Here is a 26,573-nt window from a genome sequence, read left to right as displayed (position 1 = left end):
GCCGGCTCACCGGCGGCGGCGCCTTCCCGGACGGCGCCTTCGCGGACCGGACGGCCGCCGCCCCCGCGTGCGGCGCCGCCCAGGGCCGCCCCACCCGGCGGCGCCCGCTGGAACCGGCCGGCCACTGACCGGCCGCGAGCCCCACCACCGACGACACCGAGGAGGGCCATCATGGCCGTGGACGACGAACGGCAGGCCATGGCCCTGCTGCACGGGCTCCTGGAGGAGGCGGTGGCCGGCCGCGGCCGGATCGCCCTGGTCACGGGCGCCATCGCCACCGGCAAGAGCCGGCTGCTGTACGGCTTCGCCGACGACGCGTTCGAGCACGGCGCGCTGCCGCTGAGCGCCATGGGCTCGCTGGCCGAGCGCGACCTGCCCCTGGGCGTGCTGTCGCAGCTCCTCCACAACGCGCCGATGACCGAGGAGCACCGCGCCACCACGCTGCGCCTGCTGCAGGAGGGCGCCCGCGCGCACATCTCCAGCGACCCGCGCGCCGACTCCATCGAGCACGTGGACGTGCAGATCGTGGACGCGCTCTGCACGGTGCTGCTGGAGCTGTCGGAGCGCTGCCCGCTCGTCATCGCGGTGGACGACATGCACCACGCCGACCGCGCCTCCCAGCTCTGCCTGTCGTACCTGGCGCGGCGGGTGAAGTACGCGCGCATCATGCTGGTGTTCGGCACGCCCGGACATCAGGCCCGCCTCCCGAACCTCCTGCACACCGAGGTCCTCCGGCAGCCGCACTGCCGGCAGGTGCGGCTCGGCCACCTGACGGAGCAGGGCGTCGCCGAGCGGGTGGCGCGGCTGGCGGGCGAGGAGGCGGCGGCCCGGTTCGCGGCGCGCTGCCACGAGGTGAGCGGGGGCAACCGGCTGCTCGTGGACGCCGCGCTGGAGGACCTCCAGGACACCGGCGCCCCGGGCGACAGGTACGGCGAGGCCGTCGTCGCCTGCCTGCACCGCGCCGGCCCGGAGGCCCTGCTCATGGCCCGCGCGCTGGCGGTGGCGGGGACCACCGCCGCCGCGGCCCGTCTCCTCAGCCGCGCCGACGCCGGCGACACGACCGGTCGCGCGGGGACGACCGCGGATGGGGAGACGGCCGAACGTGGAGACGCGACCGCACGTGGAGACACGACCGCACGTGCGGAGACGGACCGGCTGTACGGGGGTCAGCCGGACCGGCAGGCGGGCGAGGCGGACGCGGCGCGGGCGGAGCAGGCGCTGACCGGCGCCGGGCTGCTCAGCGGCGGCCGGTTCCGGCACGAGGCCGCCAGGGCGGCGGTGCTGGCCGGGCTGGACGGCGCCGAGCGCGCCCTCCTGCACCGCCGCGCCGCCGAGCTGGCCTACCACGACGGCGCTCCCGTGGCGGCCGTGGCCGACCACCTCATCCGGGGCGGCCACGCCGCTCACCCGTGGGCGCTGCCCGTCCTGGAGGAGGCCGCCGAGCAGGCGCTGCGCGACGGCGACGTGGAGCCCGCGATCGAGTACCTCAAGCTGGCCTGGCAGGCGTGCGCCGACGAGCGGCGGCGCGCCCGGATCACCACCACGCTGGTACGCGCCAAGTGGCGCATCAACCCGAGCACCCCCGCCGGCCACCTCGCCGAGCTGACCACCGCGCTGCGCAACGGCCACCTGGGCGGCGGCGACGCCGTGGTGCTGGCCAAGGCGCTGCTGTGGCACGGCCACGACACCGACGCCAAGGACGTGCTCGCCCGCCTCGGCGAGCTGGCGGAGCCGGACCGCGAGACCGTGGCCGAGCTGGCGGCCGCGCGCGCCTGGTTCCGCAGCAGCTACCCGTCGTTCCTGCCGCACCTGCCCAAGCTCAGCGACGAGCAGGCCAGCGGCGCGGCGCACTCGCTCAGCGTCGGCCGCCGCCTGGAGTCGGCGGGGGCGCTGGCCCGCGCGCTGGCCGACGAGTGCCCCGACGAGCCGGCCGCCACGGCCGAGCGGGTGCTGCGCGGCTGCCGTCTGGACGAGATGTCCATGGACACCGTCGAGAGCGCGCTGCTCACCCTCACCTACACGGGCCGGGCGGACCGGGCGGCGCCGTGGTGCGACGCGTTCATCGCCGAGGCCGCCTCGCGCCACGCCCCGAGCCGGCAGGCACGGCTGTCCGCGATCCGCGCGGAGATCCACCTGCGGCGGGGCGACCTCACGGGCGCGGTGGACGACGCGCGGCGCGCCCTGGAGATCATCCCGCCGGGGAGCTGGGGCGTGGCCGTCGGCGGCCCGATCGGCAGCCTGCTCCTGGCGGGCGCGGCCATGGGCCGGTTCGAGGAGTTCCTGCCCCAGGCGGACCGACCGGTGCCGGAGGCGATGCTGGAGACCCGGTTCGGCCTGCACTACCTGTACGGCAGGGGCCGCTTCCACCTGATGGCCGGCCAGCCCCGGCAGGCGCTGCGCGACCTGCGGCTGTGCGGCGAGCTCATGCGGGCGTGGGGGCTGGACGCGCCGGGGTTCATCGCGTGGCGGCTGGACGTGGCCGAGGCGCTGATCCGGCTGGAGGAGCCGGAGGAGGCGCGGGTGCTCGTGGAGGACCAGCTCGCCCGCTGCGACCGCCGCTCCGCTCGCGTCCACGGGGCGGGGTTGCGGCTGCTGGCCGCCGTCGGCGAGCCGCGCCACCGCGTCATGATGCTGCGCCAGTCGGCCGAGCTGCTCCAGTCGAGCGGTGACCGGTACGAGCTGGCCAGGACGCTCGGCGAGCTCACGGAGGCGTACCGGGCGATGGGCGAGTTCCGGCGCGCGTGGATGGTGGGACGGCGGGCGCGCGCCCTGGCCGACGAGTGCCGGATCACGGTCCTGGACCCGGACCTCGCGCCGGGCGAGGACGAGGACGGCGAGGCGGAGCCGGGCGGCGTGCGGCCCGTGCTCAGCGACGCCGAGCGGCGCGTCGCGGCGCTGGCCGCCGACGGTTACTCCAACCGGGAGATCTCCGGCAAGTTGTTCATCACGGTCAGCACGGTGGAGCAGCACCTGACCCGCATCTACCGCAAGCTCAACGTCACCCGCCGGACCGAGCTGCCCGCCGACCTGATGAGCCGCCAGGCCTGACCCGGCCGAACCCCCGACCCCCCGAAGGGGCCGGGGAGGCGGCGGGTCACTCCGCGATGGCCGTGTGCATGACCCACTGGAAGACGAGGGCGTCCGCGCCGTCGACCGTGGTGCTCTCGCCGTGGTGCCGGAAGTGCTCGTACCCGGCGCCGTGCGGCAGCTTGAGCGTGTCGGTCCCGGCGCTGACCCGCTGGACGCGCCGGTCCCCCGGCAGGTGGTCGGGGCCGCCCACGAGCACGGCGGTGACCTGTTGCTGGACAGCTGGCTGGGACGGGGCGAGATGGGACATGGTGCCTCCTGGTGGACGGCAGTGTTCACAGCGGGATGTCGGAGTGGCGCCCGCGGCGCGCGGGGCGGCGCCTGGGCGGGACGGTCATCGCGGGATCTCCTCCGGCCGGGGTGCGACACAGGGGCTTCCTGCGAATGTGCCAACGACCCCGGGGGCGCGCCAACCCCTATTCGAGCCGCGGACGGCCATCGCCGGTGGCAGGCTCTGCCCGCCGTTTCTGCTCGTTGACCGTCTGCGGTGATCGGCGTTTCGATGCTGCAAACCGCCTTCTGGAGGCCCGCCATGTCCCCATGGTCCTTACCTACCGTCACCGTCCTGCTGGCAGCCCTGGCCCTGCCGCCCGGAGCCCCGCCCCCCGTGACCGCCGCCGCCGAGGTGGGCGTCGACGTCAGCCCGACCGAGCTGGTCAACGTCTTCCACGGCACGAAGGAGGCGGCCACCGACTTCGGCCACGGCGGGGGCGGCGGCATGACGTTCCCCGGCGCCGTTCTCCCGTTCGGCATGATGCAGTGGAGTCCCGACACGGTCGAGGACGCCGGAGGCGGCTACCAGTACGAGGACAACCGGCTGCGCGGCTTCTCCCTGACGCACATCTCCGGGCCCGGCTGCAACGGCGCCCAGGACTTCCCCGTCATGCCGTTCTCCGGGAAGATCGCCCGCTCGCCCGCCACCCACGGCATGGACTACGTCCAGACGTTCAAGCACGAGAACGAGAAGGCCGCGCCCGGCTACTACAGCAGCACGCTGGACACCGGCGTCTCCACGGAGATCTCGGTCAGCGCCCGCGCCGGCGTCGCCCGCTTCGCCTTCCCGCAGGGCAAGCCCGCCACGCTGCTGCTCAACACCAGCGGCTCCGTCAACGGCATCGACGACGGCGAGACCCGCATCGGCCAGAACACGGTCGAGGGCTGGGTGAAGACCGGCGGCTTCTGCGGCCCGCCCCTCCGGTACAAGGTGTACTTCCACGCCACGTTCGACCAGCCGTTCACCGGCTACGGCACGTGGAAGAACGACGAGGTGCGGCCGGGGACGCAGACCATCTCCAACGACGCCTCCAAGGCCCGCGTCCGGGCCGACCTGGTCACCGGCACCGACGTCACCGTCAACGGGCCCGGCTCCGGGGCGTACCTGGAGTTCGACCCCGCCAAGCCGGTGCAGATGCGCGTCGGCCTGTCGTACGTGAGCATCGACGGCGCGCGGAACAACCTGGACAAGGAGATCGGCGACAAGGCCCTCGAACAGGTGCGCCAGGAGGCCACCGCCGCCTGGGACCAGCGCCTCGGCCAGATCCGGGTCGCCGGCGGCACCGAGGACCAGCGCCGCACCTTCTACAGCAACCTGTACCACACGCTGCTCCAGCCGTACGTCTTCGAGGACGTGGACGGCACCTACACCGGCTTCGACGGCAAGCCGAGGACCGTGCGCGCGGGGCACCACCAGTACGCGACGTTCTCCGGCTGGGACATCTACCGGACCGAGGTGCAGCTCCTTGCGCTCCTCGTGCCGGACGTGGCCGCCGACATCGCCCAGTCGATGTACGACAACGCCCAGGCCCTGGGCAACGTCTGGGACCGCTGGTCGCACCAGACGGCCGTCACCGGGGTCATGGTCGGCGACCCGTACCACTCCATCCTGTCCACGATGTACGCCTTCGGGGCGCGCGGCTTCGACTCGGCGGCGGCGCTGAAGGCGATGGCCGCCGCCGCCCGGCGCGTCGGTCCGAAGGACATCGGCCACCCGGAGGCCCAGTACGACGAGCGTCCCGGCAACGCCGACTACATGGCCAAGGGCTTCGTCCCCTCCGACCCGTCGTCCACGCTGGAGTACGCCGTGGCCGACTTCGGGATCGCGCAGCTCGCCACCCGGCTCGGCGACCAGGCGACGGCCACGGAGTTCATGAAGCGCGCCCAGTCGTGGCAGAACCTCTACAACCCGGGCAACGGCTGGATCCAGCCGCGCATGGGTGAGGGGTCGTTCACCGCGCCGTTCGACCCGGCCGCGCCCGACGTCTACATGGAGGGCAACGGCGCCCAGTACCACTGGATGGTGCCGCACAACCCGCAGGGCCTGTTCACCGCGATGGGCGGCCTGAGCAAGGTCATCCCGCGGCTCGACGGCTACTTCAAGAAGCTCAACGCGGGCCCGGCCGAGGCGTACGCGTACCTGGGCAACGAGATCGCGCTGCCGTCGCCGTGGCTGTACGCGTGGGCGGGGCAGCCGTACAAGACGCAGGACGTGGTGCGCCGGGTGCAGCAGGAGCTGTTCACCTCCGGCGCGGACGGGCTCGTCGGCAACGACGACCTCGGCACCATGGGCGCGTGGTACGTGTGGTCGGCCATGGGCCTGTTCCCGGCCATCCCCGGCCGGGCCGAGCTGCTGGTCAGCACACCGCTGTTCGACAAGGTCACGGTCACCCGGCCGGCGGGCGACATCGTGGTCAGCGCGCCTTCCCCGGCCAACCGCTACATCCAGACGCTGCGGGTGAACGGCGTGGCGACCGGTAAGGCGTGGCTGCCGGAGTCGTTCGCGACCAGGGGCGGGCGGCTCGACTTCACGCTCGGCTCGTCGCCGAACCTGACGTTCGGGGCCGACCCGCGCAACGCCCCGCCCTCGTTCGGCCAGGGCTCCAAGGCGTTCGTCGCCGGCCTCACCCCCGGCGCCACGCCCGTCGAGCCCGGCGGCGCGGTCGACGCGGAGCTGTCGGTGCAGTCGCTCGGCGCGGCGGCCACCGTGACGTGGCAGGCCAAGCCGCCGGCGGGCATCACCGTGTCACCGGCGAGCGGGACCCTGAGCGTGCCGGCCGGCGGCATGGCCGCCGTCAAGGTGCGGATCTCGGTGGCCGCGGGCACCGCGCCGGACCTCGCGACCGTGCCCATCAGTGTGGACAACCCGGCGGGGAGCAGCAGCAGCGGAGTGACCGCGAGCACCCGGCTCAACGTGGCCAAACGCGGCACAATCGCCTGGTACCACAACAACTCCGGCATCGGCGACGCCGCCGTGCCCGACGAGGCCAACATCGACGGTCCCGGCTTCAGCTACCCGGCGCAGTCCCTGGCCGACGCCGGGCTCAAGCCGGGCGGCACGTTCGCCTGGAAGGGCTTCACGTTCACCTGGCCGAGCCGCAAGCCCGGCCAGTGGGACAACCTGCGGCCCGGCACCCAGCCCATCGAGATGGCCGCGCCCGCCGGGGCCACCAAGCTCGCCTTCCTCGGGGCCGGGGTCAACGGCTGGCCCGAGTCGGACGTGACCGTCACCTACACCGACGGCTCGACCGGCACCGGGAAACTCGGCTTCAGCGAGTGGATCCTCGACTTCGGCGGAGAGCAGCCCGCGTTCGGCAACGAGATCGTGGCCAGCGCGCCGTACCGGCTGTTCTGGGGGTCGTGGGCACTGCAGCCGATCGGCGCGCACGTCTTCGCGGCGCAGCCGATCGCGCTGGACCCGGCCAAGACGGTGAAGAGCGTGAGGTTCTCCACCCCCGAGGACGGGGAGATCCACCTGTTCGCCTGGGCGTTCGCCTAGCCTGCCCGGACGTCTCTCAGGAGCTCGCCCACACCGGGCGGGCTCCTCTGACGCTCAGCAGGATCGAGTACACGGACGTCGTCGCGGTGATGAACAGCCTGTTGCGCTTGAGGCCGCCGAAGACGAGGTTGGCGGCGGCCTCCGGCAGGATCATCCGGCCGAGGAGCGTGCCGTCGGGGTCGTAGCAGTGGACCGCCCTGCCGACGGCCGCCCACACCCGGCCCGCGTCGTCGAGCCGCAGCCCGTCGAAGCCGCCCTTGCCGGTGTGCTCGGCGAACACCTTGCCGCCCGACAGGCTGCCGTCGTCGTGGACGTCGAAGACGCGCACGTGGTCGCGCTCGGTGTCGGCGATGTAGACGCGGCTCTCGTCCGGGGAGAAGGCCAGCCCGTTCGGCCGGGCGAAGTCGTCGGCCACGACGCGGGGCTCGCCGGTGACCGGGTCGATCCGGTACACGTGGCAGCCGTCGATCTCCTGGTCGGCGCGGTGTCCCTCGTAGTCGCTGAGGATCCCGTACGGCGGGTCGGTGAACCAGACGGACCCGTCGGAGCGGACCACCACGTCGTTGGGGCTGTTGAGCCGCTTGCCCCGCCATCGGTCGGCCAGCACGGTGATGGAGCCGTCGTGCTCGGTCCTGGTCACGCGGCGGGCGCCGTGCTCGCAGGAGACCAGGCGGCCCTCGCGGTCGAGCGTGTTGCCGTTGGTGTAGCCGGCCGGCTCGCGGAACGTGCCGACGGCGCCGGTCAGCTCGTCCCAGCGCAGCATGCGGTCGTTCGGGATGTCGCTCCAGACGAGGAAGCGGCCCGCCGGGAAGTAGACGGGGCCCTCGGTCCAGCGGGCGCCCCGGTGAAGGCGTTCGAGCCACCTGTCGCCGCCGACGGCGGCGACCCGGGGGTCCAGCGCCTCGAGTTCGAACGGTACGAGATCCATGCGCGAACCTCCTCAGGCTGATCCTTCCTACCAGATCATCCCTGCCGAACACACCCCCTCCGACCAGCGTATACGTCCGGCTCCGGCCATCACCTGTCAACAGAACGTCTTGCCCGATGTTCGGATATGTCGTCACATGGTGGTTGATCTCCTGTGATAGTTGGGGTCTTCGTAGTCGGATCTACCGAAGGGAAGCATTGATGCGGTTGTTAACCCGCGTGCTGGCGATCACCGCCTCGGCCGCGACAGTGGCGGCAGCGGCGACGGTCGTCGTCGCCACGCCCGCCTCGGCGGCGCCCGAGCTCGTGGTCAACGGCACCTTCGCCGGCGGCACCGCCCCCTGGTGGAGCTCCGCCAACACCTCGATGGCCGTCAGCGGCGGCAGGCTCCAGGTCCAGGTGACCGGCGGCACCGCCAACCCCTGGGACGCCATGGTCGGCCAGAACGCGATCACCCTGGCCCAGGGCAAGAGCTACACGCTGTCGTTCGACGCCTCGGCCTCCGCCCCGGTCAGCGCCGTCACCACCGTGCAGCTCGCGGACTCCCCCTACACCAGGACGCTGACCCAGACCCTCTCCCTGGGCACCGCCAGCAAGCGCTTCACCTTCCCCTTCACCTCCACGCTCGGCACGGCCGGCGGGCAGGTCTCCTTCCAGCTCGGCAAGAACGCCGGCTTCACCTTCTCCCTGGACAACGTCTCCCTCACCGAGACCTCGCCCTCCACCCCGCCCGGGTCGGGACCGCTCGCCATGACCGACGGCTTCTACGTCGACCCCGACTCCAACCCGGCCACCTGGGTACGCGACCACTCCTCCGACTCCCGCGCCGCCCGCATCCGGTCCGCCATCGCCGCCAAGCCCATGGCCCGCTGGTTCGGCAACTGGAACAGCGACATCGGCTCCGCCGTGTCCTCCTACGTGACCGCCGCCGACACGGCCGACAAGCTGCCGGTCCTCGTGGCGTACAACATCCCCGGTCGCGACGCCTGTGGCGGCCACTCCGGCGGCGGCGCCGGCAGCGAGGCCGCGTACAAGACGTGGATCTCCGCGTTCGCCTCGGCCATCGGCGACCGCCCCGCGGTCGTCGTCATCGAGCCCGACAGCCTCGGCGACTTCAACTGCATGAGCGACGCGGCCATCCAGGAGCGCAACCGCATGCTCACGTACGCCACCCAGCAGTTCCGCGACAAGGCCACCAACACGTGGGCCTACCTCGACGGCGGCAACTCCGGCTGGGTCGCCGCGGGCACCATGGCCACGCGCCTGGCCGCCGCGGGAGTGCGCAACATCCGCGGCTTCTCGGTGAACGTCTCGAACTACTACACCACCAGCGAGTCGGCGACCTACGCCAATGCCGTCAACTCCGCCCTCGGCGGCACAGCCACGTTCGTCATCGACACCAGCCGCAACGGCAACGGCTCCAACGGCGAGTGGTGCAACCCGGCCGGCCGCAAGCTGGGCGTCCCGGCCCAGGCGGGCGGGGCGGCCGAGATGCTGCTGTGGGTGAAGGTGCCCGGCGACTCGGACGGCAACTGCGGCATCGCGCCCGGTGTCCCGGCCGGCCAGTTCAGCCCGGACATCGCCGTCCGCCTCATCGACGGCACCTGACGCCGCTTCTTGCCTCACGACGAGGGACGCCCCCACCTCCGGCGCAGCCACCCGATCGCGGCCGCGCGCGACCGCTCACGACGGTCCCGGAGGTGCGGGGCGTGCGCGGGCCCCGGCGGCGCGGGCCCGGCGCCCCCTCCACCAACGAATATCCCTCGACCGTGCACGCGGCCCTGTGCCACGGTGGTCACCATGTCCAGCCCCCTCCCCCGCACCCTCGACGAGGCCGTCGCCGCCGAGCAGGCCGGCCGCACCCTGCGCTACCTCTACTTCTGGGGCCACCGCCCGGCCCGGGACGGCGGCGTCGGCCCCGGCTGCCTGTCGCAGTGGTGGCCGGCCGCCTTCACCTCCGGCGGGCACACGTTCGCCACGGCGGAGCACTACATGATGGCCCACAAGGCGTGGCTGTTCGGCGACGACGAGACGGCGGAGGCGATCCTCGCCGCGAGCCACCCGGGCGAGGTCAAGAAGCTCGGCCGTACCGTGCGGAGCTTCGACGAGGAGCAGTGGAACGCCCACCGCTTCGACATCGTGGTCCGGGGCAACCTCGCCAAGTTCGGTCAGGACGCGGAGCTGGGCCGCTTCCTGGCCGGCACCGCCGGGCGCGTCCTGGTGGAGGCGGCCCCGAACGACCGGGTGTGGGGCATCGGCCTCACGGCCTCGGACGAACGCGCCGCCCGCCCCTCGACGTGGCAGGGCACCAACCTGCTCGGCTTCGCCCTGATGACCGTCCGCGACACCCTCGCCACGGCCGGGTAGCCGTTCGTACGGCCCGTGTCACCCGAAACGGGAGCTCGGATCGACGCCGGTCAGGTCGCGGCTCGCGGCCCACACACGGGCCGCGAGCTCGGTGTCGGCCAGGATGCCCCGTACGGGCTCGGGTGCGGGCAGGCCGCGCATCCCGAGCACCCGGGGGCCCCACAGCTGGCCGCCCCGGACGGACGGGTCGAGGACCGCTCGGACGGCGGACCACGCGGCGGCCTCCTTGCCCTGGAGGAGCACGCCCAGCGGCAGGGCACGCAGCCGCGCTCCGGCGGTCCGGACGTGGAACGGCGGGCGTGAAGGGGTGAGGGAGTCGAGCGCGCCACCGGGATGGACCACCACACTCAGCGTCGTGCTGCCGGCGGCGCGCAGCCGGCGATCGAGCTCGAAGCCGAAGAGCATCTGCGCGAGCTTCGACCGTGCGTAGGCGCGCTTCGGCTGGTAGCCGTGCGTGCTCTGGAGATCGTCGAGGTCCACGGACTTGGCCGTGAAGCTGCCGATGGTGACGACCCGGCTCGCGGGCGCGGCTGTGAGCAGCGGCGCCAGCCACCAGGTCAGCGCGAAGTGCCCGAGGTGGTTGGTCGCGAACATCAGCTCGTGGCCGTCTCCGGTCTCACGGCGCTGCGGCTCGTCGAGCAGCACACCGGCGTTGTGGACGACCGCGTCGAGACCGTGCGGTCCCAGCGCGTCCACGGACGCCTTGAGCGAGGACATGTCGGCGAGGTCCAGGGGGACGCGGCGTACGCGGGCACCGGGGACGCGTGAGCGGATCGACGCCATCGCGGCCTCGGCCTTCGCGCTGTCGCGGCTGCCGAGGACGACGGTGGCGCCGGTGCCGGCGAGCTGCTCGGCGACGAAGTAGCCGATGCCCGCGTTGCCGCCGGTGACCAGGAAGGTCCTGCCCTCGGCGGGCGGCAGCCGATGGACGTCCCAGCGATCCTCGGCCGGGTCGGGGCTGTGATGGGAGGACATGGAGGACAGCTCTCTGCTGAAAGTAGAAGCACTATGAATCTATAACCATTCTGACTTTATACCCATTCTGGCCCCAGCTAGCATGGAGGCATGGCGACGACGATGGGGCGACGCGAGCGCAAGAAGGCACAGACCCGTCAGGCGCTGGCCGACGCGGCGCGGCGGCTGTTCTCCGAGCACGGGTACGACAAGGTCACCGTGGCGCAGATCGCCGACGAGGCGGACGTCTCCATCGCCACCCTGTTCGCGCATGTGCCGGACGGCAAAGAAGCGCTGATCTTCGATGACGGCGCCGAACGGCGCGCGGGCCTGGTCGCAGCGGTCCGCGACCGGCCCGCCGGCCAGCCGATCCTGGCGGCCCTGCGCCGGTTCATGGCCGGCCGGGGCCCCTTCACCCCGGACATGCCGCCCGAGCGCCGGCGCCTGCGCGATCTGATCGTGAGCACGCCCGCCCTGCGGGCCTACTCGCGCAAGCTCTGGATCGCCGGCGAGGAGCCGCTGGCGAAGGCGATCGCCGACGAGACCGGCCGGGACCCCTCGGACATGACCATCCGCGCCCTGGTCCGCTACGTGCTGGAGATCCCCGACCTCGCGGGCGCGGAACCCGACCCCCTCACCGCCATGAACGCCGTCTTCGACCTCCTCGAGTCCGGCTGGCCCGGCCTGCCCGAGCGACTCTGAGGACCACAGCCCGGCCGCGTCCCAGATCCGTCTCGCCCGAATTCGCACCGGCACGGTCGCCGAAGGGCCTGGCCGATGGGCTGGAGGTGCGGCCCGGTCAGGGAGCGGTCGGGCGGAAGGTGGTGCCGGCGCGGAAGGCGGAGCTGTCCTGATCCTTGTCGAGCCAGAGCTGGTGGTGGCGGTGGCGGTGGCGGACGAACCGGCCGGGATAGTCGGCCGACTCCAGCCGCGGCCGCCCCGAGCCCGCCGCCGGGCGGGCGTGGAAGGTCGCGTCCCGCTCGAACACCGCGCTGCCGTCGTCCCCGTCGAAACGCCGATCCCCTCCTCCGTGAAGTTGATCGACAGGAGCCGCCGGGTCGTCCCCGTCCGGAGGAGCGCTCCGCCGGTCGAGGCCGTGGCGGCGCGGGTGAACAGCAGCGTGCCGAAGCCGAGCTGGTCGAACCCGCCGCTGTTGGGCCCGTGGTCCCCGCCGCCACCCTCGGCGCGCCCCCGCTCGGCGTACGCCTTGGTGTACGGCACCGCCAGGCCCCGGCGGTTGGCGTACGAACATGGTCCGGTCGTTGCAGAAGACGCCGATGGCCATGATGGCGGCCAGGTTGCACAGGTCCCAGTTGGCCCAGTCCACCAGGAGACGGGACGCGAGCTGCGGCATAACACTCTTTCGAGCTACATGAGCGCCAGGGTCGCCGAAGAAGCGCGGGAGCAACGAAAGAAGCCCCGGCTCACCCAAGGTGAGCCAGGGCTTTCTCATGGAGGTGCGCCGCCAGGGACTCGAACCCCGGACCCGCTGATCAAGAGTTAAGGACCTATCTGTCAGGCGCAGCCTCAACGTACGTTTCCGTGCCGCTTCGTGCGTCAATGCCGTTCCGGAATGCTGAGGGATTACGCCCTGTGAACCGGTTTCCCGGCAACCGAAGAGCAACCTGCCGAGCGACCCCGCATCGCCCTGCTGAGGGCCGCTGTGGCATAGGACCGTCTCCACACTTTGAGGGGATTGACACACACCGATCTTTCATCAACCTGCGATCCCATTCTCCACGCCAGGCGCTGGCGGGATCGCGCGGATGCCCGCCGTGGCGTTGGCCGATTCCACCAGCTCCGGACTACCGAGCGGTCGCGCAGCCTGCTCGGCCGCCTTGAGCTCGACCAGTTGGCTTTCCACCACTTTGAGTGTGTGAAACTTGCGCGCCGTAACCATGACCCGTCCCTCCATGGAGCCGACCGTGTCGTTGTATGCCTTGACCGACCGGTCGAGGGACTTGCCCAGAGTGTTCAGATGCCCACCCATGACCGAAAGCCGCTCGTACAGTTCGCGACCGAGTTCGTAGACCTGCTTGAGGTTGTCCTGCAGCGCCGCCTGAGTCCAGGCGAAGGCCACGGTGCGGAGCAGGGCGATCAGCGAAGTCGGCGTCGCGATCAAGACGTTCTTGGAGATCGCGTACTCCTGGAGGGTTGGCTCCCTTTCCAGCGCCGGCTGGAGGAAGGCGTCGCTCGGTACGAACAGCACAACGAACTCCGGTGAGGCGGCGACCGTCCGGAAGTACTCCTTGCTTCCGAGGGCGTTCACGTGCTGGCGCAGCTGCCGGGCGTGGTCGACCCAGTGCTTGTCCGCCTGGGCCTCATCTACGGCCTCGATCGCGGCCATGAAGGCGGCCATCGGAACCTTGGAGTCCACGACGACGTGCTTGCCGCCGGACAGGTGGATCACCATGTCGGGGCGGAGCGCCCCCTCGCTGTCGGCGAAGTGCACTTGGGTGTCGAAGTCGCAGCGCTCGACCAGACCCGCCTGCTCCACGGCCCTCTTGAGGTGCATCTCTCCCCAGGACCCGCGCACCTGCGGCTTCTTGAGCGCCTCGACGAGTGCGCGGGTTTCTTTACGGGTTCGCTGGCCCTCCTCTGTCAGGGTGATCAGCTGCTGGTTCAGCGTGGCCTCGGCCGCGACGCGGGTGGTTGAGAACTCCTTGAGCTGCCGGTCCATCTCCGCCAACTGGTCACGGACCGGCTTGCTGGCCGCGTTCAGGGTCGCCTCGGCCTTGGTCACCAGCTCGTCCTGGGACTTCTTCAGCATCTCGGTGGTCGCTGCGCGCAGGGTCTCCCCCAGAAGCCGGTTGTTGTCCGCGCGGGTCTGATCGAGCTCCTGGCGGACGGCCTGCACCGTCGCAGCTTGCTCCAGTAGCGCCTGTTTCTGCATGAGCAGCTCGGCTAGCTGCGTCTTGAGCTCCTGAATCTCCGTGCGTAGGACCGACTCCTTCGCCTTCAGCTCGGCGATCGAGAGCTCGGTCTCGCAGAGCCGACGGCTGGTTTCCGCCCCCCGCCCCTGCTCCGCCTGAAGCTCCAGATACAAGCGCTGTGCATCAGCTTCCTTCCGCTGGAGACTGGTCCGAGTCGCCTCCAACTCGGCGCCGAGTCGGCCGAGCTGCTCGTCCAGTGTTCTGCGCTCGGTCAGCGCGGTGGTGTGTGCCCGACTCAATTCGGCCACTTGCACCTGGGCCCTGTCCCGCTCAGCACGCAGCGCATTCGCCTGCTCGGTAGCCTGCTTGCGCTGCTCCTCGGCGAGCTTCAACGCGGCACTTTCCTGTGCCGTGCGACTGCGGGCGATCAGATAGGCGACCGTGGCGCTGACCAGCGTTAGCACGATCGTCGATGCGACAACGTAGACGGAGTTCATCTCAGCCCGCCCGCTTCCAGTCCTGGCACCCGTTGGTCTCGAAGTACTCGCCCTTCTTCACGGCCACCCTGGTCTGCCCCTTGGTGTTGTCGTTGGCGATGATGGCGTCGAGCTCACCGGAGGCGTTCTTCAGGCGGGCCCAGTAGCAGTTGTCGCCGTCGGCGCCGGCCGTCTTGTAGGTGCCGGGCTTGATGTCCTCGCCGACGAGGTACTGGCCGTCGCCCGGGACGACGGTCCGCGGGCCGCTTTCCTTACCCTGCGCCGCCAGGGGCTCAGAGGTGGCCGTCTCGACGACGGTGGACGGTGGCTCAGCTTGCTCGGTTTCGGTCACCGTAACGGTGGGGCGGGGAAAGGTCGAGTTCTCGGCGTCGCCACCCGAGCCGACGCCCACACCGATGATCAGCGAGACGACGGCGGTCAGACTGTGAGCCAGGAAGCGCCGGCCGCGGTGTGTCGGGCGCGGCGTGGGGGCGGCAGGCTGTCGGCCGGGCTGGGCGATGGGCTGCTGGTACGGCGGCTGTGGATAGGAGCCCGCGCTGGGGACGTGATTGGTCATGCAGAGTCCTCTCGCGGTCGGACGCTGAGCCCGAAGGGGTTGATGAGAGAACTGTGACTCAAGAGTCTTGAAGGCCACTTACTGAATGCCGATAACACCGCTTTTCACGACTATTTGCCCACGGCCCGCCTTCACCGCTGGCCTGTCAGGGTGGCGTGGCCTGCAGCGATCGACTCGTCCAGCCTCCCCTGCGCGGCCTGGGCCAGTCCGAGGATCAGCAAGGCTTTTCGATGACGCGGTTGGCGTCAATCGATGGGTGCTCACCACAAGCATCAAGATTTCATGGCTGAATTTCAGAAGCTTGCAAGGGAGCACGCCAACCTCCCTCCGGCCTTTCAAGCCATGGAATCGGAGAATGCACTGCCTCGGTACTACCGGTCTGAGCGGGCGGTGGCCGCCGACGAGTCGGTGTCGTGGGTGGGGCACGGGGTGGACTGGTCGAGCCCGAGCCTGGAGCAGATGGAGAACGAAACACCCTCAGACGTTTCAAGTGCTGTGCTCAGCCCCGGGTGCGCCGGACCCCAGTAGTTCACCGACTCTGCCCGTGCGGTCGCGATGACGGCTGCCGGGTCGTCAGCGGGGCGCAGACCGAAGGTCGTCTCGAGTCAGGACAGGAACCTCTCGCGTTCGGGGGCCGGTTCACAGGAACGCAGGCCCACTCGGGTCGCGTCACACCAGATGCCGGTGTCGGTGAGCCCAGCGACCAGTTGGATGAACTCCCGGACGTCGCGGGCGATGAGGTGGATGCCGCCTTCGTCGCCCAGCGCGACGACCGGCGGGGTGGCGAGGTCCGCGCGGTCATCCTTGCGCCAGATGGCGTACATCGACCCGCTGCTGTTGGCCTGCGCGAAGCTGATCATCCGCTCGGAGAGTTCCGGATTGGGATCCCCGTAGACGTCGTATTCCTACATCGGCGTCCAATTGCTCAGCCACGCCCCCGGGCGCCTGTTTCCGCGGCTGTCCGGGAGTATGCCTTGGCGAAGGCGCCGGTCCCCCTCGAGGGAGCGGCCTGACTGCGGCGTTGGCCATCGCCGGGCGGTGACAATTGGTACGGTCAGCGTGTGGCCGTGGGTTCCCCTGACACAAAACTGATCACCCTGCGTGGCAATTCGGGGTCCGGCAAGACCAGCATCGCGCGTGCCGTACGAGACGCCTACGAGCGTCGCGGACTTGCGTTGATCAGTCAGGATGTGGTGCGGCGCGACATTCTGCGTGAGCGGGATACGCCCGGCGGGGTGAATATCGGGCTGATCGATCTCATGTGCCGCCATGCGCTGGATTCCGGGTATCACGTGCTGCTGGAGGGGATTCTCACCCGGAGCCGTTACGGGGAGATGTTGCATGCCCTGCGCCACGACCACCGCGGGACCACGGCGCTGTTCTACATGGACATCTCGCTGGAGGAGACCCTTCGCCGGCATGCGACCCGGCCACAGGCCACGCAGTTCGGAGGCGAGCAGATGGGCGAGTGGTATCGCGAGCGAGACCTCCTCGCCTGCGGGTCCGAGATTGTGATCGGGGAAGACACTTCCTTGGAGGAAGCGGTCCGCCACATCATGGCTACGGCTGGTCTGGAGACGACCTGAGACCCTCGGAGAACCGAGAAACCCCAGCTCAGCGTACTGAACTGGGGTTTCTCATCGTGTTGTGCGCCGCCAGGGACTCGAACCCCGGACCCGCTGATTAAGAGTCAGCTGCTCTAACCAACTGAGCTAGCGGCGCCCGCAACAGGTGTAACTGTAGCAGCCGCCGCGGACCACCCGCACACTCAGCCGAGGCCGGCGGCCAGCCGGGTGTACGCGTCCAGGACCAGGTCCCAGAACCTCTTGACGTCCAGCGACGTCGCGACCAGGGCGTTCGGCCGGCGATCGCGCAGCTTGAAGTCGGTGACGGTCATCCCCGAGGTGTACCGGCCGGCCGTCTCCACCTGGACCACGGCCGGCACGCAGGTGAACAGCGACGGCTCCAGGACGTAGGCGATCGCGCAGGCGTCGTGGATGGCCGGGCCACCGTCGGCCGTGACCATGCCGTACGCCGTGGCGGCCGGCACCACCAGCTGTTCGGCGAGCCGGCCCAGGGAGCGCAGGCGGTCCAGGACGTCGGTGGTCACCAGGGCGGTGAGCGTGACGTCCAGGCCGAGCATCGTGACGGTCCAGCCGGCGTCGAAGACGATGGCGGCGGCCTCGGGGTCGGCGAGGATGTTGAACTCGGCCGCCGGGTTGGTGTTGCCCCGCGTGTACGAGCCGCCCATGATCACGAAGTCGCGGGCCCACTCCACCACGCGCGGCTCCTTGCGCACGGCGAGCGCGACGTTGGTCAGCGGGCCGATGGCCACGAGCGTGATCTCACCGGGGGCCGCGCGCAGGGTCTCCACGATGAAGTCGACCGCGTGCCCGTCCGCGGCGGGGCGGGTGGCCGCAGGCAGGACGGCGTTGCCGAGGCCGGAGCTGCCGTGGACCTGGTCGGCGCGGATGACGTTCCGCAGCAGCGCGCCGGGGCTGCCCGGCACGACCGGCACCTCCCCGAGGTCGAGGAACTCCCTCAGGGCCAGCGCGTTGGCGGTGGTGAGGGCGAGGTCCACGTTCCCGCCGACCGTGGTGACGCCGGCGAGCTCCAGGGAGGGGGAGCCGGCCACCAGGGCGAGGGCCAGGGCGTCGTCGATGCCGGGGTCACAGTCGATGAGGAGTTTTGTCACGGATGAACCTTATGAGCTCACCGGACGGCCACGACGCCTGGCTCCGGACATGAATCGGGGCCGGGCAGTTCCCCCAAACCCGCCCGGCCCCGATCGAAGGCGGTCCAGGCCGACGCTTCCCCCAAAACGCCGGCGGTCCCGCACTTGCGGACCACGGTCCCCCTCCGCGTCCGCTTCGGTAAAAGCTGTTCTGGCCAGTCGGCGTACCTTCTGACCTGCCTCGACACTACCGAGCGGAATGCAACGGACGCGTCATAACGGGGTCGAATATCGGCCTAATCCGGCTATGAAAGCTCCAACCGGACCTCCGTGCCCTCCTGGAGGGACCGGCTCACCGTGCAGTACTTCTCGTGCACCCGCTCCGCCACGGCCCGGTAGACCTCACCGGCCTCCTCCGACGGCAGCTCGACGTCGTACGTGATCGTCACGGGACCGAGGAGGTTCGGCTCGACCTTCTCGGCCGCCACCGTCATCGCCAGCCGCACCAGCCGGTGCCCTCTCTGGGCGGTCAGCGGCTCCACCGTCACGATGTTGCAGCCGCCCACCGCGGCCAGCAACAGCTCTACCGGCGTGAAGACCCCGTCCTCGTCGCCGCCGCCCATCCGGACCTCGGCGCCGCGGGCGTTGGTCGCCCTGAATCCGCCGTCATCGGTCCGCTCAACACGCACGTTAGCCATGTTTTAGACCCTACTCAGATACCTCTCATGTTCGGCACGCATCGTTAATGTCATGGTTGGTAAGGCGAAAACGGATCAGTGGCCCGTCCTGTTCTGGTGCGGGGTGGCCGTGGCGGAGTTCGGTGCGATCCAGCCCGGCTTCGGGTACCCGTGGCGTCCCACGGCCTACGCGATGGCGGCCTTACTCGTCGCCCTCGGCTTACTGTCGGTCAAGGCCGCGGACCTGCTGCGCTCCGAGGCGGCCCGGCAGCGTCTGCGGCTGGCGACGTACCTGGCGGCCGTGCTCGTGCCGGTGCACCAGCTCAGCTCCACCGCGTACGTGACGGGTCTCAGCCGCACCGGCTCCCTCATCCTGTACGGCATGGCGGCCGTGATGGCCGTCTGGCACCACACCACGCCGGCACCGGCGCAGGGTGCGCTGATCGTCGCGTCCGGCCTCGGCCCCGCCCGGCTGCGGCAGCTGCTGGCGAGCCGCGCGGACGACACCGTGGTCATCTACCGGGCCGACCGGCTGACCCCCGAGCTGCGCGACCTCCAGGCCGAGTACGGCCTGCTGGTGGTCGTCGGCGACGAGCACGACCCCCGCGTCAAGGAGCGGGTCAGCGCCTCGGGGCTACGGCGCCAGGTGCCCGACATCGCCACCCGCGAGGTGGTCGTGGCCGGCCCGCGGCCCTTCCGGAGGTATGTCCGCGGGGCCCTGTCCCGTCTCGCCGTGCCCGGCGCGCGGATCAGGACGGCCGACGCCGCGACCCGGCTGCTCCGCATCGCCCCGCGGCGGGTAGAAGACACACAGAGCGTTTGACCAGCTCGCGGCATCGGAGCACTTAGGGCGGCATTACGCCCGATATGGGAGGGTTGCAGCCCGCAGGCGCACAAGGAGGCAAGGTGACGACTTTTCCCGGTAGCACCCGCGTCGAGATGATCGCCGACATGCGGGTCAAGGTGGACATCCGCACCCCGCTGCCGACCCGGGAGCTCGCCCCCCTGCTCGACAACGCGTTCGCCTGGCTGCGCTGGGTGGAGGACACGTTCGACCCGCGCCTCGAGGGCAGCCAGATCGGGCGGCTGAACCGCGGCCAGACCATCGAGCAGATCCCCGAGCTGATCGAGGTGCTGCACCGCTGCGACGAGCTGAGCGCCGCCACCGGCGGCTGGTTCGAGCCCCGCATCAACGGCGTCATCGACCCGTCGGGCTACATCAAGGGCTGGGCGCTGGAGCGGCTCTCGCGCGCCCTGGCCAACACCGGCGCGGGCGACCACCGCATCGACGCGGGCGACGACATCAGGCTGCGCGGCTCGGCCGCGCCCGGCCGCCGCTGGGAGGTCGGCATCCGCGACCCGCGCACCGGTCTGGTACGCGCGGTGGTGGCCGCGCACGACCTCGGGATCGCCACCTCGGGCGCCTCGCCCGTCGTCGATCCCCGTACGGGAGTGCGGCTCGCCACCCTCAACTCCGTCACCGTGCTCGGCCCGGACCTGGGCGTCGCCGACGCCTACGCCACCGCCATGTACGCCATGGGGCCGGTCCGCGCCCGGCGCTTCGCCGCCGAGACCGCGTCGCGGGGGCCGTACCAGACCATGATCATCGAGCGGGACGGGCAGGAGTACGTCACACCGGGCTTCGCCGCGCAGACCGTGGAGACCCGTCTCGCCGGATGACGGCCGGCCCCCGAGCGGGCCGGCGCTAGGCGTCGGGGTGCTTGGCCAGGTACTCGATGTAGATGGGCCGGAGCGCGTCGCCCAGCTCGCCCTCGCCGGCCGCCAGGGCGTCGCTGAGCAGGGCGGAGACGCGGCTGAGGTCGGCGGCCGTCTCCATCTCGTTCCCGGTGCTCGCCTCCGCCGCCGGGATGACCTTCAGCAGGTTCCACAGGAACCCCAGATCCCCGTGGCGCACGGCGTAACGGACGGCGCGATCGTGCAGCTCGCTGGCGGGCAACGACTCCAGGCCCTCGGTGTTCATCTGATCTCCTCCCAGGGCCCTCCTTCCCTCCGCGAGCACGCGATAACGGGCGGCCACCACCCCGGCCACCCCGCCCTGTCCCCCGAGTCCGTAAAGGCCGCGGCAGCGCCCGGCGCGGCGTGATCCCCGACCGCGTAGTGTCGAAGCCCCTCGCCCCCTATCGGCCCCCTCGCCGGAATGGGAGGATCTCCCAGCGTGAGATTCATCATCAGGACCCTGGCGGCCGCGGTCGCCCTGTGGGTCTCCATCCAGTTCCTCGACGGCATCCGCGTCACCACCGCCGAGAACTCCCCCAAGTACTGGGGCACGCTGCTCGTCGTGGCGCTGATCTTCGGAATCGTCAACGCCATCGTGAAGCCGATCGTCAAGACACTCGGCTGCGCGATCATCGTTCTCACGCTCGGGGTGTTCCTGCTCATCATCAACGCGGCGATGCTGCTGCTGACGAGCTGGATCGCGGGGCAGCTCGACATCCCCTTCCATGTGGACGACTTCTACCCGGCCGCGTTCTGGGGCGCGATCATCATCAGCGTCGTGAGCTGGGTGCTCGGGATGATCATCCCGGACGGCGACTGACGACGTGGACCGGCTGACCCTCGACGGCACCGGCCTGAGCTGCGCCGGCGTCCACGCGGCCGCGCACGGCCGCGTGGAGGTCGTCGCCGGCCCGGCCGGACGGGCGCGCGCCGCGTGGGCCACCGCCCGGGAGCTGACCGGGCCGGTGTACGGCCGGGGCACGGGCGTCGGCGCCAACAAGGACGTGGCGGTCGAGCACGGCGGCCACGACCTGCTGCGCAGCCACGCGTGCGGGGCCGGGCCGCCCGTGCCGCCCGAACGGGCCAGGGCCATGCTGACGGTACGGCTCAACCAGCTCCTGGCGGGCGGGGCGGGGGTGGACCCCGAGGTGCTGCCGGTGCTGGCGTACGCGATCAACGCCGGGTTCACGCCGCCGGTCCGCACGTACGGCGCCATCGGCACCGGCGACCTGACAGCCCTGGCCACCACGGCGCTGTGCCTGCTCGGCGAGCTCCCCTGGCACACCCCGCCCTCCCCCTCGCAGGCGCCCCTCTTCGCGCTGGCTCCCGAGGACGCGCTGCCGTTCATCAGCTCGGGCGCCGCCACGCTGGCCGACGCCGCCATCGCCTGCCACCGGCTGCGCGAGCTGCTCGATGCCGCCGTCGGCGTGGCCGCCCAGTCGTTCGCGGCGGCCGGCGCCTCGGCGGAGCCGCTGGCGGCCGCCGTGCAGGAGGCCCGCCCGCACCCGGGGCAGGCCGCCGTCGCCGAGCGCCTGCGCGCGCTGCACGCTCCCGGCCCGCCCGCGCGCGTCCAGGACCCGTACGGCTACCGGGCGTTCGCCCAGGTCCACGGGGCCGTGCTGGACGTCCTGGGCCGGGCCGAGCAGACGGTCGAGACCGACCTGAACGCCGCCACCGAGAACCCCCTGATCTCCGGCTCCCTCGCCTGGCACAACGGCAACTTCCACTCGGCACCGGTCGCCCTGGCGCTCGACGCGCTGCGCGCCGCCCTGGTCCAGACGGCGCAGCTCGGCACGGCCCGGCTGGCCACGCTGATGGACCCCGCCCACACGGGCGGGCTGCCGTTCCTGGCCGACCGTCCGGGGGCGTCCGGGGCGATGATCCTGGAGTACGTCGCCCAGGACGCCCTCGCCGAGCTGCGCCACCTGGCGACCCCGGTGACGACCGGCACGGCGGTGATCTCCCTGGGCACGGAGGACCACGCGGGCTTCGCCACCCAGGCGGCCCGGCAGGCGCTGCGGTGCGTGGAGCCGTACGAGATCGTGCTGGCCTGCGAGCGCGTCGCCGCGACCCGCGCCCTGAACGGGCCGACCCCGGACCGCCCCCTGACGCAGGACCTCGACGCCGCCCTGTCCGCCCTCCGCACGCCGTCCACCTCTTGAACGCTCACGCGGTCAGGAAGTCGCGGAGGGACGCCACCAGCGCCTCTGGCCGGTCCTCCGGGATGAGCGTGTAGCTGTCGCCGATCTCCACCAGCCGGGCATCCGGGAACAGCGCGGCCAGCCTGGGGCCGTGCTCGCGCGGCATCAGCCGGTCCTCCGCGGCCCACACCACCAGCACCGGCCGGTCGAAGGCGCGCATCCGCTCCGCCCATGCGAGCAGCACCGCCTTCGGCGGGGTGGAGCGAGCGTACGCGGCCAGGTCACGGCGGATCGCCGGGTTCGTCATGGCCGGCCGGAACCAGCCGTCCATGATCTCGTCCGGGATCGGCCGCTTGCTCATCCACCCCCATCCACCGGGGGCCCGGCGCGTCGCCCGAAGACGTAACGCCCGCATGGTCAGCCACAGCCCGCCGGGGATCTTCGCGGCGGTGGCGACGGCGCGGCCCGGCACACCCGGCGGGTAGTTGTCGAACGCCTCGCACGCCGTGAGCACCAGCCGCCCGACCCGCTCGGCCCGGCCCTCCGAGACGAGCACCTGCGCGCCGCCCCAGTCGTTCAGCACCAGGGTCACCTCCCGCAGGTCGAGCCGCTCCAGGAACTCCCCCACGAGCAACGCGAGACCACGCAGCGACAGGTCGGCGCCGGGCCTCATCGGCCGCCGGTGGCTGCCCAGCGGCAGGGTGGGCAGCACGCACCGGTACTCCCCCGCCATCCCGGGGACGACCTTCCGCCAGACCGTGGAGTCGATCGTCAGCCCGTGCAGGAAGACGATGACCGGCCCCTCTCCCCCGGTGTCCTCGTACTCGATGACTCCCGCGCTCAGCTCGATCTCCGGCACGCCCGCCTCCGTTCCGTCCATGACCCATGAACGTTCTTGATAGATCGCTCTAGCGATAGAGTAGCGACCATGAACGCAGGCCCCGCGACGGGCAGACCGTCTACCAAGGAGCGCATCATGGCCGCCGGCGCCGAGCTGTTCCGGCGTCAGGGCTACACCGGCACTGGGCTCAAGCAGATCGTGGCCGAGGCCGAAGCACCGTTCGGCTCCATCTACCACTTCTTCCCCGGAGGCAAGGAGCAGCTCGGTGCCGAGGTCGTGCGCAGGTCGGGAGCCGGGTACGGGCGCCTGTTCACCGCCGTCATGGAGGAAGCGCCCGATCCGGTGACGGGGGTCCGCGACTTCTTCGCGGGCGCGGCGCGCACCCTGGTGGAGACGGGCTACGCCGACGCCTGCCCGATCGCCACCGTGGCCCTGGAGGTGGCGAGCACCAGCGAGCCGCTGCGCCAGGCCACCGTCGACGTCTTCACCGAGTGGATCGCCCTGGGCACGGGCTTCTTCACCCGGGCGGGGGCCGGTGAGCGGGAGGCCCGCGAGCTGGTGATCACGTTGCTGTCAGCGCTGGAGGGCGCGTTCGTGCTGAGTCGGGCGCTGCGCACCACCGAGCCCCTGGAGATCGCGGGCGAGTCGATCGCGGCACGCACCGCCGCCCTCTTCACCCCCACTCCCTGACGCCAGGTCCGCTCAGGTCAGGTCGCGGACCGAGCCACGCTCCTTGAGGGTCGGCCGCTGGACGACGCGGCGGCGGCGCGCGCCCCCGTCGGCAGCCGCCGACACCAGCCGGACGGCCGCCTTGACGATGCCGTCGATGTTCCAGTCCACCGTGGTGAGCCCCGGCGTGAGCAGCCCGGACATCGGGTGGTCGTCGTATCCCATGACCGAGATGTCGCCGGGCACCGACAGGCCGAGATCCCGGGCCGCCGCGTAGACCCCGTACGCGATCGAGTCGGAGAAGCAGAACACCGCCGAGGGGCCGCCCGGGCGCAGCGCGTGATGCGCGGCCTCGGTGGCTGCGGCCAGGCCGTGGGGGGCGATGACCACCTCGATGTCGAGCCCCAGCCGCTCGGCCTCGGCCGTGACGTGCACGTCGGCGGGGCGGTCGGGGGTGCTGTCGCGGGTGGGGGTCAGCACGGTGACCCGCTGGTGCCCCAGCTCGCGCAGGTGCTCCAGGGCCAGCGTGACGCCGCTGCGGTTGTCGAAGACGACCTCGGCGGCCGTGCCCGCCAGCGAGTCGCCGATCGCCACGACCGGCACGGTCTCGCACAGCTCCGGCCAGAACGGCGCCGCCGGGTCGAGCGGCTGCACGATCATGCCGTCGACCCGCTGGTCGCGCAGCTGCTGGGCGAGCGCCCGCTCGCGGGCGGGGTCGCCGACGGCGTCGAGGATGAGGGCGTAGCGGTCCTTCTCGCGCAGCCCCCTGCTGATGCCGACGGCCAGCGACTGCTGCCAGAGGTCTTCGAGGGAGCCGCACAGCAGCCCGATCATGCCGGTGCGCCCGCTGGCCAGGGCGCGGGCGATGGGATCGGCCTCGTAGCCGAGCTCGTCGGCGGCGGCGCGCACCCGCTCCATGGTCTCCTCGGAGACCTGCAGGCCACGTAGCGCGTAGGAAACGGCCGCCGGCGACAGGCCGGTCGCCTTGGCCACTTCCCGGATCGTCGCTCTCTTCCGGGGCATTGAATCAGCCTATTGCGTGGCGCCGACAGAAACCCGCACCCACGGAGGTTCGTGACCCTCACCCGTTGACATGTCGGAGGTGAAGCGGTTCACTGAACCGTATCACTGAAACGGTTCACCACCCTTCGTGGCGTTTCGGTCGATCAGTAACCTATATTATCAGTAGGAAATGCCGGGAGGAGGCGATCAAGTCGTGGCCATCGACGTGCACCAGCACCTGTGGACGCCCGAGTTCATCGAGGCTCTGCGCGCCCGCTCGGCCCCTCCCCGCCTCGACGGCTGGACCCTGTACCTCGACGGCGAGCCGCCCTACGAGGTGAACCCGGCCGACCACGGGCCCCGCGACACCACGGGGCTGGAGCTGGCGCTGGTGTCGCTGTCGAGCCCGCTCGGCATCGAGCTCCTGCCGCCGGAGGAGTCCTGGCCGCTGATCGACGCCTACCACGAGGGCGCGCTCGGCCTGGGCGAGCCGTTCGGCGCGTGGGCCGCCACCTGCCACGCCGACCCCGACCCCGGCCGCCTGGCGCGCGACCTCGACCGGGGGTTCGCCGGGCTGCAGATCCCGGCCACGGCCGTTCCGGACGACCGGCTCCTGACGGTCCTCACGGACCGCGACCTGCCCCTCTTCATCCACCCGGGCCCCGCCGCACCGCCCCACCCGGGCGGCCCGGTGCAGCCGCAGCCGGGCGGGACGCCGCCGTGGTGGCCGGCCGTCGTGCCGTACGTGCAGCAGATGCACGCGGTCTGGCACTACTTCCACGCCGTCGTCCGCCCCCGCCACCCCACGCTGCGCGTGTGCTTCGCGCTGCTCGCGGGCCTGGCGCCGCTCCACGCCGAGCGCCTGATCGCCCGGGGCGGCGGCGGGCGCGGCCGGGTCGATCCCGGCTTCTTCGTGGAGACGTCCTCGTACGGCCCGAGGGCGATCGACGCGATCGTCCGTGAGCTGGGCGTCGACGTCGTCGTCAACGGCTCCGACGCCCCCTACGCCACCGCACCCGACCCGGGCCTCGGCGCGGCCGCCGCGCACGCCATCCGGGTCACCAACCCCCGTCGTCTACTCGCCAGAAAGGAGACTCGTACGTGAACGAGGGCACTCGACCCACCGGCACCATCGGTGACCCGGCCGTCAACCTCGCCAGTGACCCGGCCATCGACCACGGCAGCGCGCGCCAGACCCAGGACGGGGGCGTCTGTGCCGACCTGCCGGAGCGGACGCTCGACCGGCGGGAGCTGCGCGGCCTGGTCGACACGCTGGCCGCCCACCCGGAGGAGTGGGAGCACGAGGTGGACTTCCCCGCCGACGGCGGCCGGCACTACGCCTCGCTCTACCGGGACGCGTACGTGGACGTGTGGCTGCTGTGCTGGCGGCCCGAGGACGACACGGGCTGGCACGACCACGACGTGTCGTCCGGGGCCGTGCATGTGGTGCGGGGCGCGCTGCTGGAGTGCAACCCGCGCATCGGCGGCGAGCACCTGGAGACGGTGGTGCCCGAGGGGCGCTCGTTCTCGTTCGGTCCCGACCACATCCACCGGCTGACGGGCGCGACGGACGGCAGCGTCTCCATCCACGCGTACTCGCCGCCGCTGTGGCGGCTCGGGCAGTACTCGATCGACGGCACCGGCGTGATGCGCCGCGTCTCGGTCAGCTACGCGGACGAGCTGCGGCCCCTCGACGACATGGCGCCGCCGGCTGACGAGGCCGTCGCCCGGAGCGGCGCGGCCACACAGACCTCGCCGGAGCCGGAGCTGGGGGACGTGGCCGTCGCCTGAGGCGACGA

25 protein-coding genes and 1 tRNA gene are annotated in these 26,573 nt (G+C 71.6%); 13 read left to right on the top strand and 13 right to left on the bottom strand.

What is annotated here, in order from left to right:
- Positions 1–171 precede the first annotated feature (171 nt).
- The gene (locus tag MTP10_RS10530) at positions 172–3,048 is read left to right on the top strand and encodes a LuxR C-terminal-related transcriptional regulator (protein WP_310708872.1); all 2,877 of its coding nucleotides are present in this window, start codon (positions 172–174) and stop codon (positions 3,046–3,048) included.
- Between the two features lie 46 nt (positions 3,049–3,094).
- Here the strand turns inward: MTP10_RS10530 and MTP10_RS10525 are convergent, their stop codons facing one another.
- Positions 3,095–3,337 carry a DUF5988 family protein gene (locus tag MTP10_RS10525; RefSeq protein ID WP_310708871.1) on the bottom strand — a complete coding sequence of 81 codons (243 nt, stop codon included), beginning with the start codon at positions 3,335–3,337 and terminating at the stop codon, positions 3,095–3,097.
- A gap of 282 nt (positions 3,338–3,619) precedes the next feature.
- Here MTP10_RS10525 and MTP10_RS10520 point away from each other — a divergent pair, with 282 nt between their 5' ends.
- The gene (locus MTP10_RS10520) at positions 3,620–6,859 is read left to right on the top strand and encodes a GH92 family glycosyl hydrolase (RefSeq protein WP_310708870.1); all 3,240 of its coding nucleotides are present in this window, start codon (positions 3,620–3,622) and stop codon (positions 6,857–6,859) included.
- 16 nt (positions 6,860–6,875) lie between these two features.
- On the opposite strand, the gene MTP10_RS10515 is transcribed toward MTP10_RS10520, so the two are convergent.
- Positions 6,876–7,787, bottom strand: coding sequence for an SMP-30/gluconolactonase/LRE family protein (locus MTP10_RS10515; protein WP_310708869.1), 912 nt, complete (start codon positions 7,785–7,787; stop codon positions 6,876–6,878).
- Between the two features lie 200 nt (positions 7,788–7,987).
- On the opposite strand from MTP10_RS10515, the gene MTP10_RS10510 reads away from it, so the two are divergent.
- Complete coding sequence (locus tag MTP10_RS10510; protein ID WP_310708868.1) at positions 7,988–9,394, top strand: glycoside hydrolase family 6 protein; 1,407 nt, start codon at positions 7,988–7,990, stop codon at positions 9,392–9,394.
- Between the two features lie 192 nt (positions 9,395–9,586).
- Positions 9,587–10,153: an NADAR family protein gene (locus MTP10_RS10505; RefSeq protein ID WP_310708867.1), complete on the top strand. Its 567-nt coding sequence runs from the start codon at positions 9,587–9,589 to the stop codon at positions 10,151–10,153.
- 18 nt (positions 10,154–10,171) lie between these two features.
- Here MTP10_RS10505 and MTP10_RS10500 read toward each other — a convergent pair whose 3' ends face one another.
- Positions 10,172–11,128, bottom strand: a complete 957-nt coding sequence (locus tag MTP10_RS10500; RefSeq protein ID WP_310708866.1) for an SDR family NAD(P)-dependent oxidoreductase — start codon at positions 11,126–11,128, stop codon at positions 10,172–10,174.
- A 90-nt stretch (positions 11,129–11,218) separates the two neighbouring features.
- Here MTP10_RS10500 and MTP10_RS10495 point away from each other — a divergent pair, with 90 nt between their 5' ends.
- The gene (locus MTP10_RS10495) at positions 11,219–11,809 is read left to right on the top strand and encodes a TetR family transcriptional regulator (RefSeq protein WP_310708865.1); all 591 of its coding nucleotides are present in this window, start codon (positions 11,219–11,221) and stop codon (positions 11,807–11,809) included.
- 97 nt (positions 11,810–11,906) lie between these two features.
- On the opposite strand, the gene MTP10_RS10490 is transcribed toward MTP10_RS10495, so the two are convergent.
- From MTP10_RS10490 to MTP10_RS10475, 4 genes are all read right to left on the bottom strand, one after another.
- Positions 11,907–12,359: an AbfB domain-containing protein gene (locus MTP10_RS10490; protein WP_310708885.1), complete on the bottom strand. Its 453-nt coding sequence runs from the start codon at positions 12,357–12,359 to the stop codon at positions 11,907–11,909.
- Positions 12,360–12,824: 465 nt separating this feature from the next.
- Complete coding sequence (gene rmuC, locus MTP10_RS10485; RefSeq protein ID WP_310708864.1) at positions 12,825–14,477, bottom strand: DNA recombination protein RmuC; 1,653 nt, start codon at positions 14,475–14,477, stop codon at positions 12,825–12,827.
- A 1-nt stretch (position 14,478) separates the two neighbouring features.
- Positions 14,479–15,033 carry a hypothetical protein gene (locus MTP10_RS10480; RefSeq protein ID WP_310708863.1) on the bottom strand — a complete coding sequence of 185 codons (555 nt, stop codon included), beginning with the start codon at positions 15,031–15,033 and terminating at the stop codon, positions 14,479–14,481.
- A 605-nt stretch (positions 15,034–15,638) separates the two neighbouring features.
- Positions 15,639–15,893 (bottom strand): hypothetical protein, encoded by a 255-nt coding sequence (locus MTP10_RS10475; RefSeq protein WP_310708862.1) that lies wholly within the window; start codon positions 15,891–15,893, stop codon positions 15,639–15,641.
- Positions 15,894–16,094: 201 nt separating this feature from the next.
- On the opposite strand from MTP10_RS10475, the gene MTP10_RS10470 reads away from it, so the two are divergent.
- Positions 16,095–16,619 carry an AAA family ATPase gene (locus tag MTP10_RS10470; protein ID WP_310708861.1) on the top strand — a complete coding sequence of 175 codons (525 nt, stop codon included), beginning with the start codon at positions 16,095–16,097 and terminating at the stop codon, positions 16,617–16,619.
- Between the two features lie 62 nt (positions 16,620–16,681).
- Here the strand turns inward: MTP10_RS10470 and MTP10_RS10465 are convergent.
- The 3 genes from MTP10_RS10465 to MTP10_RS10455 form a co-directional block, all read right to left on the bottom strand.
- A tRNA-Lys gene (locus tag MTP10_RS10465) sits at positions 16,682–16,755 on the bottom strand.
- A 46-nt stretch (positions 16,756–16,801) separates the two neighbouring features.
- Positions 16,802–17,728, bottom strand: a complete 927-nt coding sequence (locus MTP10_RS10460; protein WP_310708860.1) for a nucleoside hydrolase — start codon at positions 17,726–17,728, stop codon at positions 16,802–16,804.
- Positions 17,729–18,012: 284 nt separating this feature from the next.
- Positions 18,013–18,405: an OsmC family protein gene (locus MTP10_RS10455; protein ID WP_310708859.1), complete on the bottom strand. Its 393-nt coding sequence runs from the start codon at positions 18,403–18,405 to the stop codon at positions 18,013–18,015.
- Between the two features lie 52 nt (positions 18,406–18,457).
- Between MTP10_RS10455 and MTP10_RS10450 the strand changes: the two genes are divergently transcribed.
- Both MTP10_RS10450 and MTP10_RS10445 read left to right on the top strand, forming a co-directional pair.
- Complete coding sequence (locus MTP10_RS10450; RefSeq protein WP_310708858.1) at positions 18,458–19,207, top strand: hypothetical protein; 750 nt, start codon at positions 18,458–18,460, stop codon at positions 19,205–19,207.
- Between the two features lie 83 nt (positions 19,208–19,290).
- On the top strand, positions 19,291–20,064 hold the full coding sequence (locus tag MTP10_RS10445) for an FAD:protein FMN transferase (RefSeq protein ID WP_310708857.1): 774 nt from the start codon (positions 19,291–19,293) through the stop codon (positions 20,062–20,064).
- Positions 20,065–20,089: 25 nt separating this feature from the next.
- Here the strand turns inward: MTP10_RS10445 and MTP10_RS10440 are convergent, their stop codons facing one another.
- A complete protein-coding gene (locus MTP10_RS10440) occupies positions 20,090–20,365 on the bottom strand; it encodes a hypothetical protein (protein ID WP_310708856.1) in 276 nt (91 codons plus the stop codon).
- A gap of 195 nt (positions 20,366–20,560) precedes the next feature.
- Between MTP10_RS10440 and MTP10_RS10435 the strand changes: the two genes are divergently transcribed.
- Positions 20,561–20,941 carry a phage holin family protein gene (locus MTP10_RS10435; RefSeq protein ID WP_310708855.1) on the top strand — a complete coding sequence of 127 codons (381 nt, stop codon included), beginning with the start codon at positions 20,561–20,563 and terminating at the stop codon, positions 20,939–20,941.
- Between the two features lie 4 nt (positions 20,942–20,945).
- Positions 20,946–22,283 (top strand): aromatic amino acid ammonia-lyase, encoded by a 1,338-nt coding sequence (locus MTP10_RS10430; protein WP_310708854.1) that lies wholly within the window; start codon positions 20,946–20,948, stop codon positions 22,281–22,283.
- A gap of 4 nt (positions 22,284–22,287) precedes the next feature.
- Here the strand turns inward: MTP10_RS10430 and MTP10_RS10425 are convergent, their stop codons facing one another.
- Positions 22,288–23,142 carry an alpha/beta hydrolase gene (locus MTP10_RS10425; protein WP_310708853.1) on the bottom strand — a complete coding sequence of 285 codons (855 nt, stop codon included), beginning with the start codon at positions 23,140–23,142 and terminating at the stop codon, positions 22,288–22,290.
- Between the two features lie 48 nt (positions 23,143–23,190).
- Between MTP10_RS10425 and MTP10_RS10420 the strand changes: the two genes are divergently transcribed.
- Entirely contained in the window at positions 23,191–23,793 is a 603-nt protein-coding gene (locus MTP10_RS10420; RefSeq protein ID WP_310708852.1) for a TetR/AcrR family transcriptional regulator, read from the top strand.
- A gap of 12 nt (positions 23,794–23,805) precedes the next feature.
- Here MTP10_RS10420 and MTP10_RS10415 read toward each other — a convergent pair whose 3' ends face one another.
- Positions 23,806–24,795 (bottom strand): LacI family DNA-binding transcriptional regulator, encoded by a 990-nt coding sequence (locus MTP10_RS10415; RefSeq protein ID WP_310708851.1) that lies wholly within the window; start codon positions 24,793–24,795, stop codon positions 23,806–23,808.
- Positions 24,796–24,988: 193 nt separating this feature from the next.
- Here MTP10_RS10415 and MTP10_RS10410 point away from each other — a divergent pair, with 193 nt between their 5' ends.
- A complete protein-coding gene (locus MTP10_RS10410) occupies positions 24,989–25,879 on the top strand; it encodes an amidohydrolase (protein WP_310708850.1) in 891 nt (296 codons plus the stop codon).
- Entirely contained in the window at positions 25,876–26,565 is a 690-nt protein-coding gene (locus MTP10_RS10405) for a cysteine dioxygenase family protein (RefSeq protein WP_310708849.1), read from the top strand. Before MTP10_RS10410 ends, MTP10_RS10405 begins: the two co-directional genes overlap by 4 nt.
- Positions 26,566–26,573: the final 8 nt, after the last annotated feature.

The organism is Nonomuraea sp. 3-1Str, from assembly GCF_031570565.1.
Classification (GTDB): domain Bacteria; phylum Actinomycetota; class Actinomycetes; order Streptosporangiales; family Streptosporangiaceae; genus Nonomuraea.
This window is presented reverse-complemented; position numbering and strand designations above follow the sequence as displayed.

Bases quoted from the DNA above. Each gene is read 5' to 3' on its own strand.
- MTP10_RS10530 (WP_310708872.1), top strand. From the start codon at position 172: ATGGCCGTGGACGACGAACGGCAGGCCATGGCCCTGCTGCACGGGCTC.
- MTP10_RS10525 (WP_310708871.1), bottom strand. From the start codon at position 3,337: ATGTCCCATCTCGCCCCGTCCCAGCCAGCTGTCCAGCAACAGGTCACC.
- MTP10_RS10520 (WP_310708870.1), top strand. From the start codon at position 3,620: ATGTCCCCATGGTCCTTACCTACCGTCACCGTCCTGCTGGCAGCCCTG.
- MTP10_RS10515 (WP_310708869.1), bottom strand. From the start codon at position 7,787: ATGGATCTCGTACCGTTCGAACTCGAGGCGCTGGACCCCCGGGTCGCC.
- MTP10_RS10510 (WP_310708868.1), top strand. From the start codon at position 7,988: ATGCGGTTGTTAACCCGCGTGCTGGCGATCACCGCCTCGGCCGCGACA.
- MTP10_RS10505 (WP_310708867.1), top strand. From the start codon at position 9,587: ATGTCCAGCCCCCTCCCCCGCACCCTCGACGAGGCCGTCGCCGCCGAG.
- MTP10_RS10500 (WP_310708866.1), bottom strand. From the start codon at position 11,128: ATGTCCTCCCATCACAGCCCCGACCCGGCCGAGGATCGCTGGGACGTC.
- MTP10_RS10495 (WP_310708865.1), top strand. From the start codon at position 11,219: ATGGCGACGACGATGGGGCGACGCGAGCGCAAGAAGGCACAGACCCGT.
- MTP10_RS10490 (WP_310708885.1), bottom strand. From the start codon at position 12,359: ATGTTCGTACGCCAACCGCCGGGGCCTGGCGGTGCCGTACACCAAGGC.
- rmuC (WP_310708864.1), bottom strand. From the start codon at position 14,477: ATGAACTCCGTCTACGTTGTCGCATCGACGATCGTGCTAACGCTGGTC.
- MTP10_RS10480 (WP_310708863.1), bottom strand. From the start codon at position 15,033: ATGACCAATCACGTCCCCAGCGCGGGCTCCTATCCACAGCCGCCGTAC.
- MTP10_RS10475 (WP_310708862.1), bottom strand. From the start codon at position 15,893: ATGATCAGCTTCGCGCAGGCCAACAGCAGCGGGTCGATGTACGCCATC.
- MTP10_RS10455 (WP_310708859.1), bottom strand. From the start codon at position 18,405: ATGGCTAACGTGCGTGTTGAGCGGACCGATGACGGCGGATTCAGGGCG.
- MTP10_RS10450 (WP_310708858.1), top strand. From the start codon at position 18,458: ATGGTTGGTAAGGCGAAAACGGATCAGTGGCCCGTCCTGTTCTGGTGC.
- MTP10_RS10440 (WP_310708856.1), bottom strand. From the start codon at position 20,365: ATGAACACCGAGGGCCTGGAGTCGTTGCCCGCCAGCGAGCTGCACGAT.
- MTP10_RS10425 (WP_310708853.1), bottom strand. From the start codon at position 23,142: ATGGACGGAACGGAGGCGGGCGTGCCGGAGATCGAGCTGAGCGCGGGA.
- MTP10_RS10420 (WP_310708852.1), top strand. From the start codon at position 23,191: ATGAACGCAGGCCCCGCGACGGGCAGACCGTCTACCAAGGAGCGCATC.
- MTP10_RS10415 (WP_310708851.1), bottom strand. From the start codon at position 24,795: ATGCCCCGGAAGAGAGCGACGATCCGGGAAGTGGCCAAGGCGACCGGC.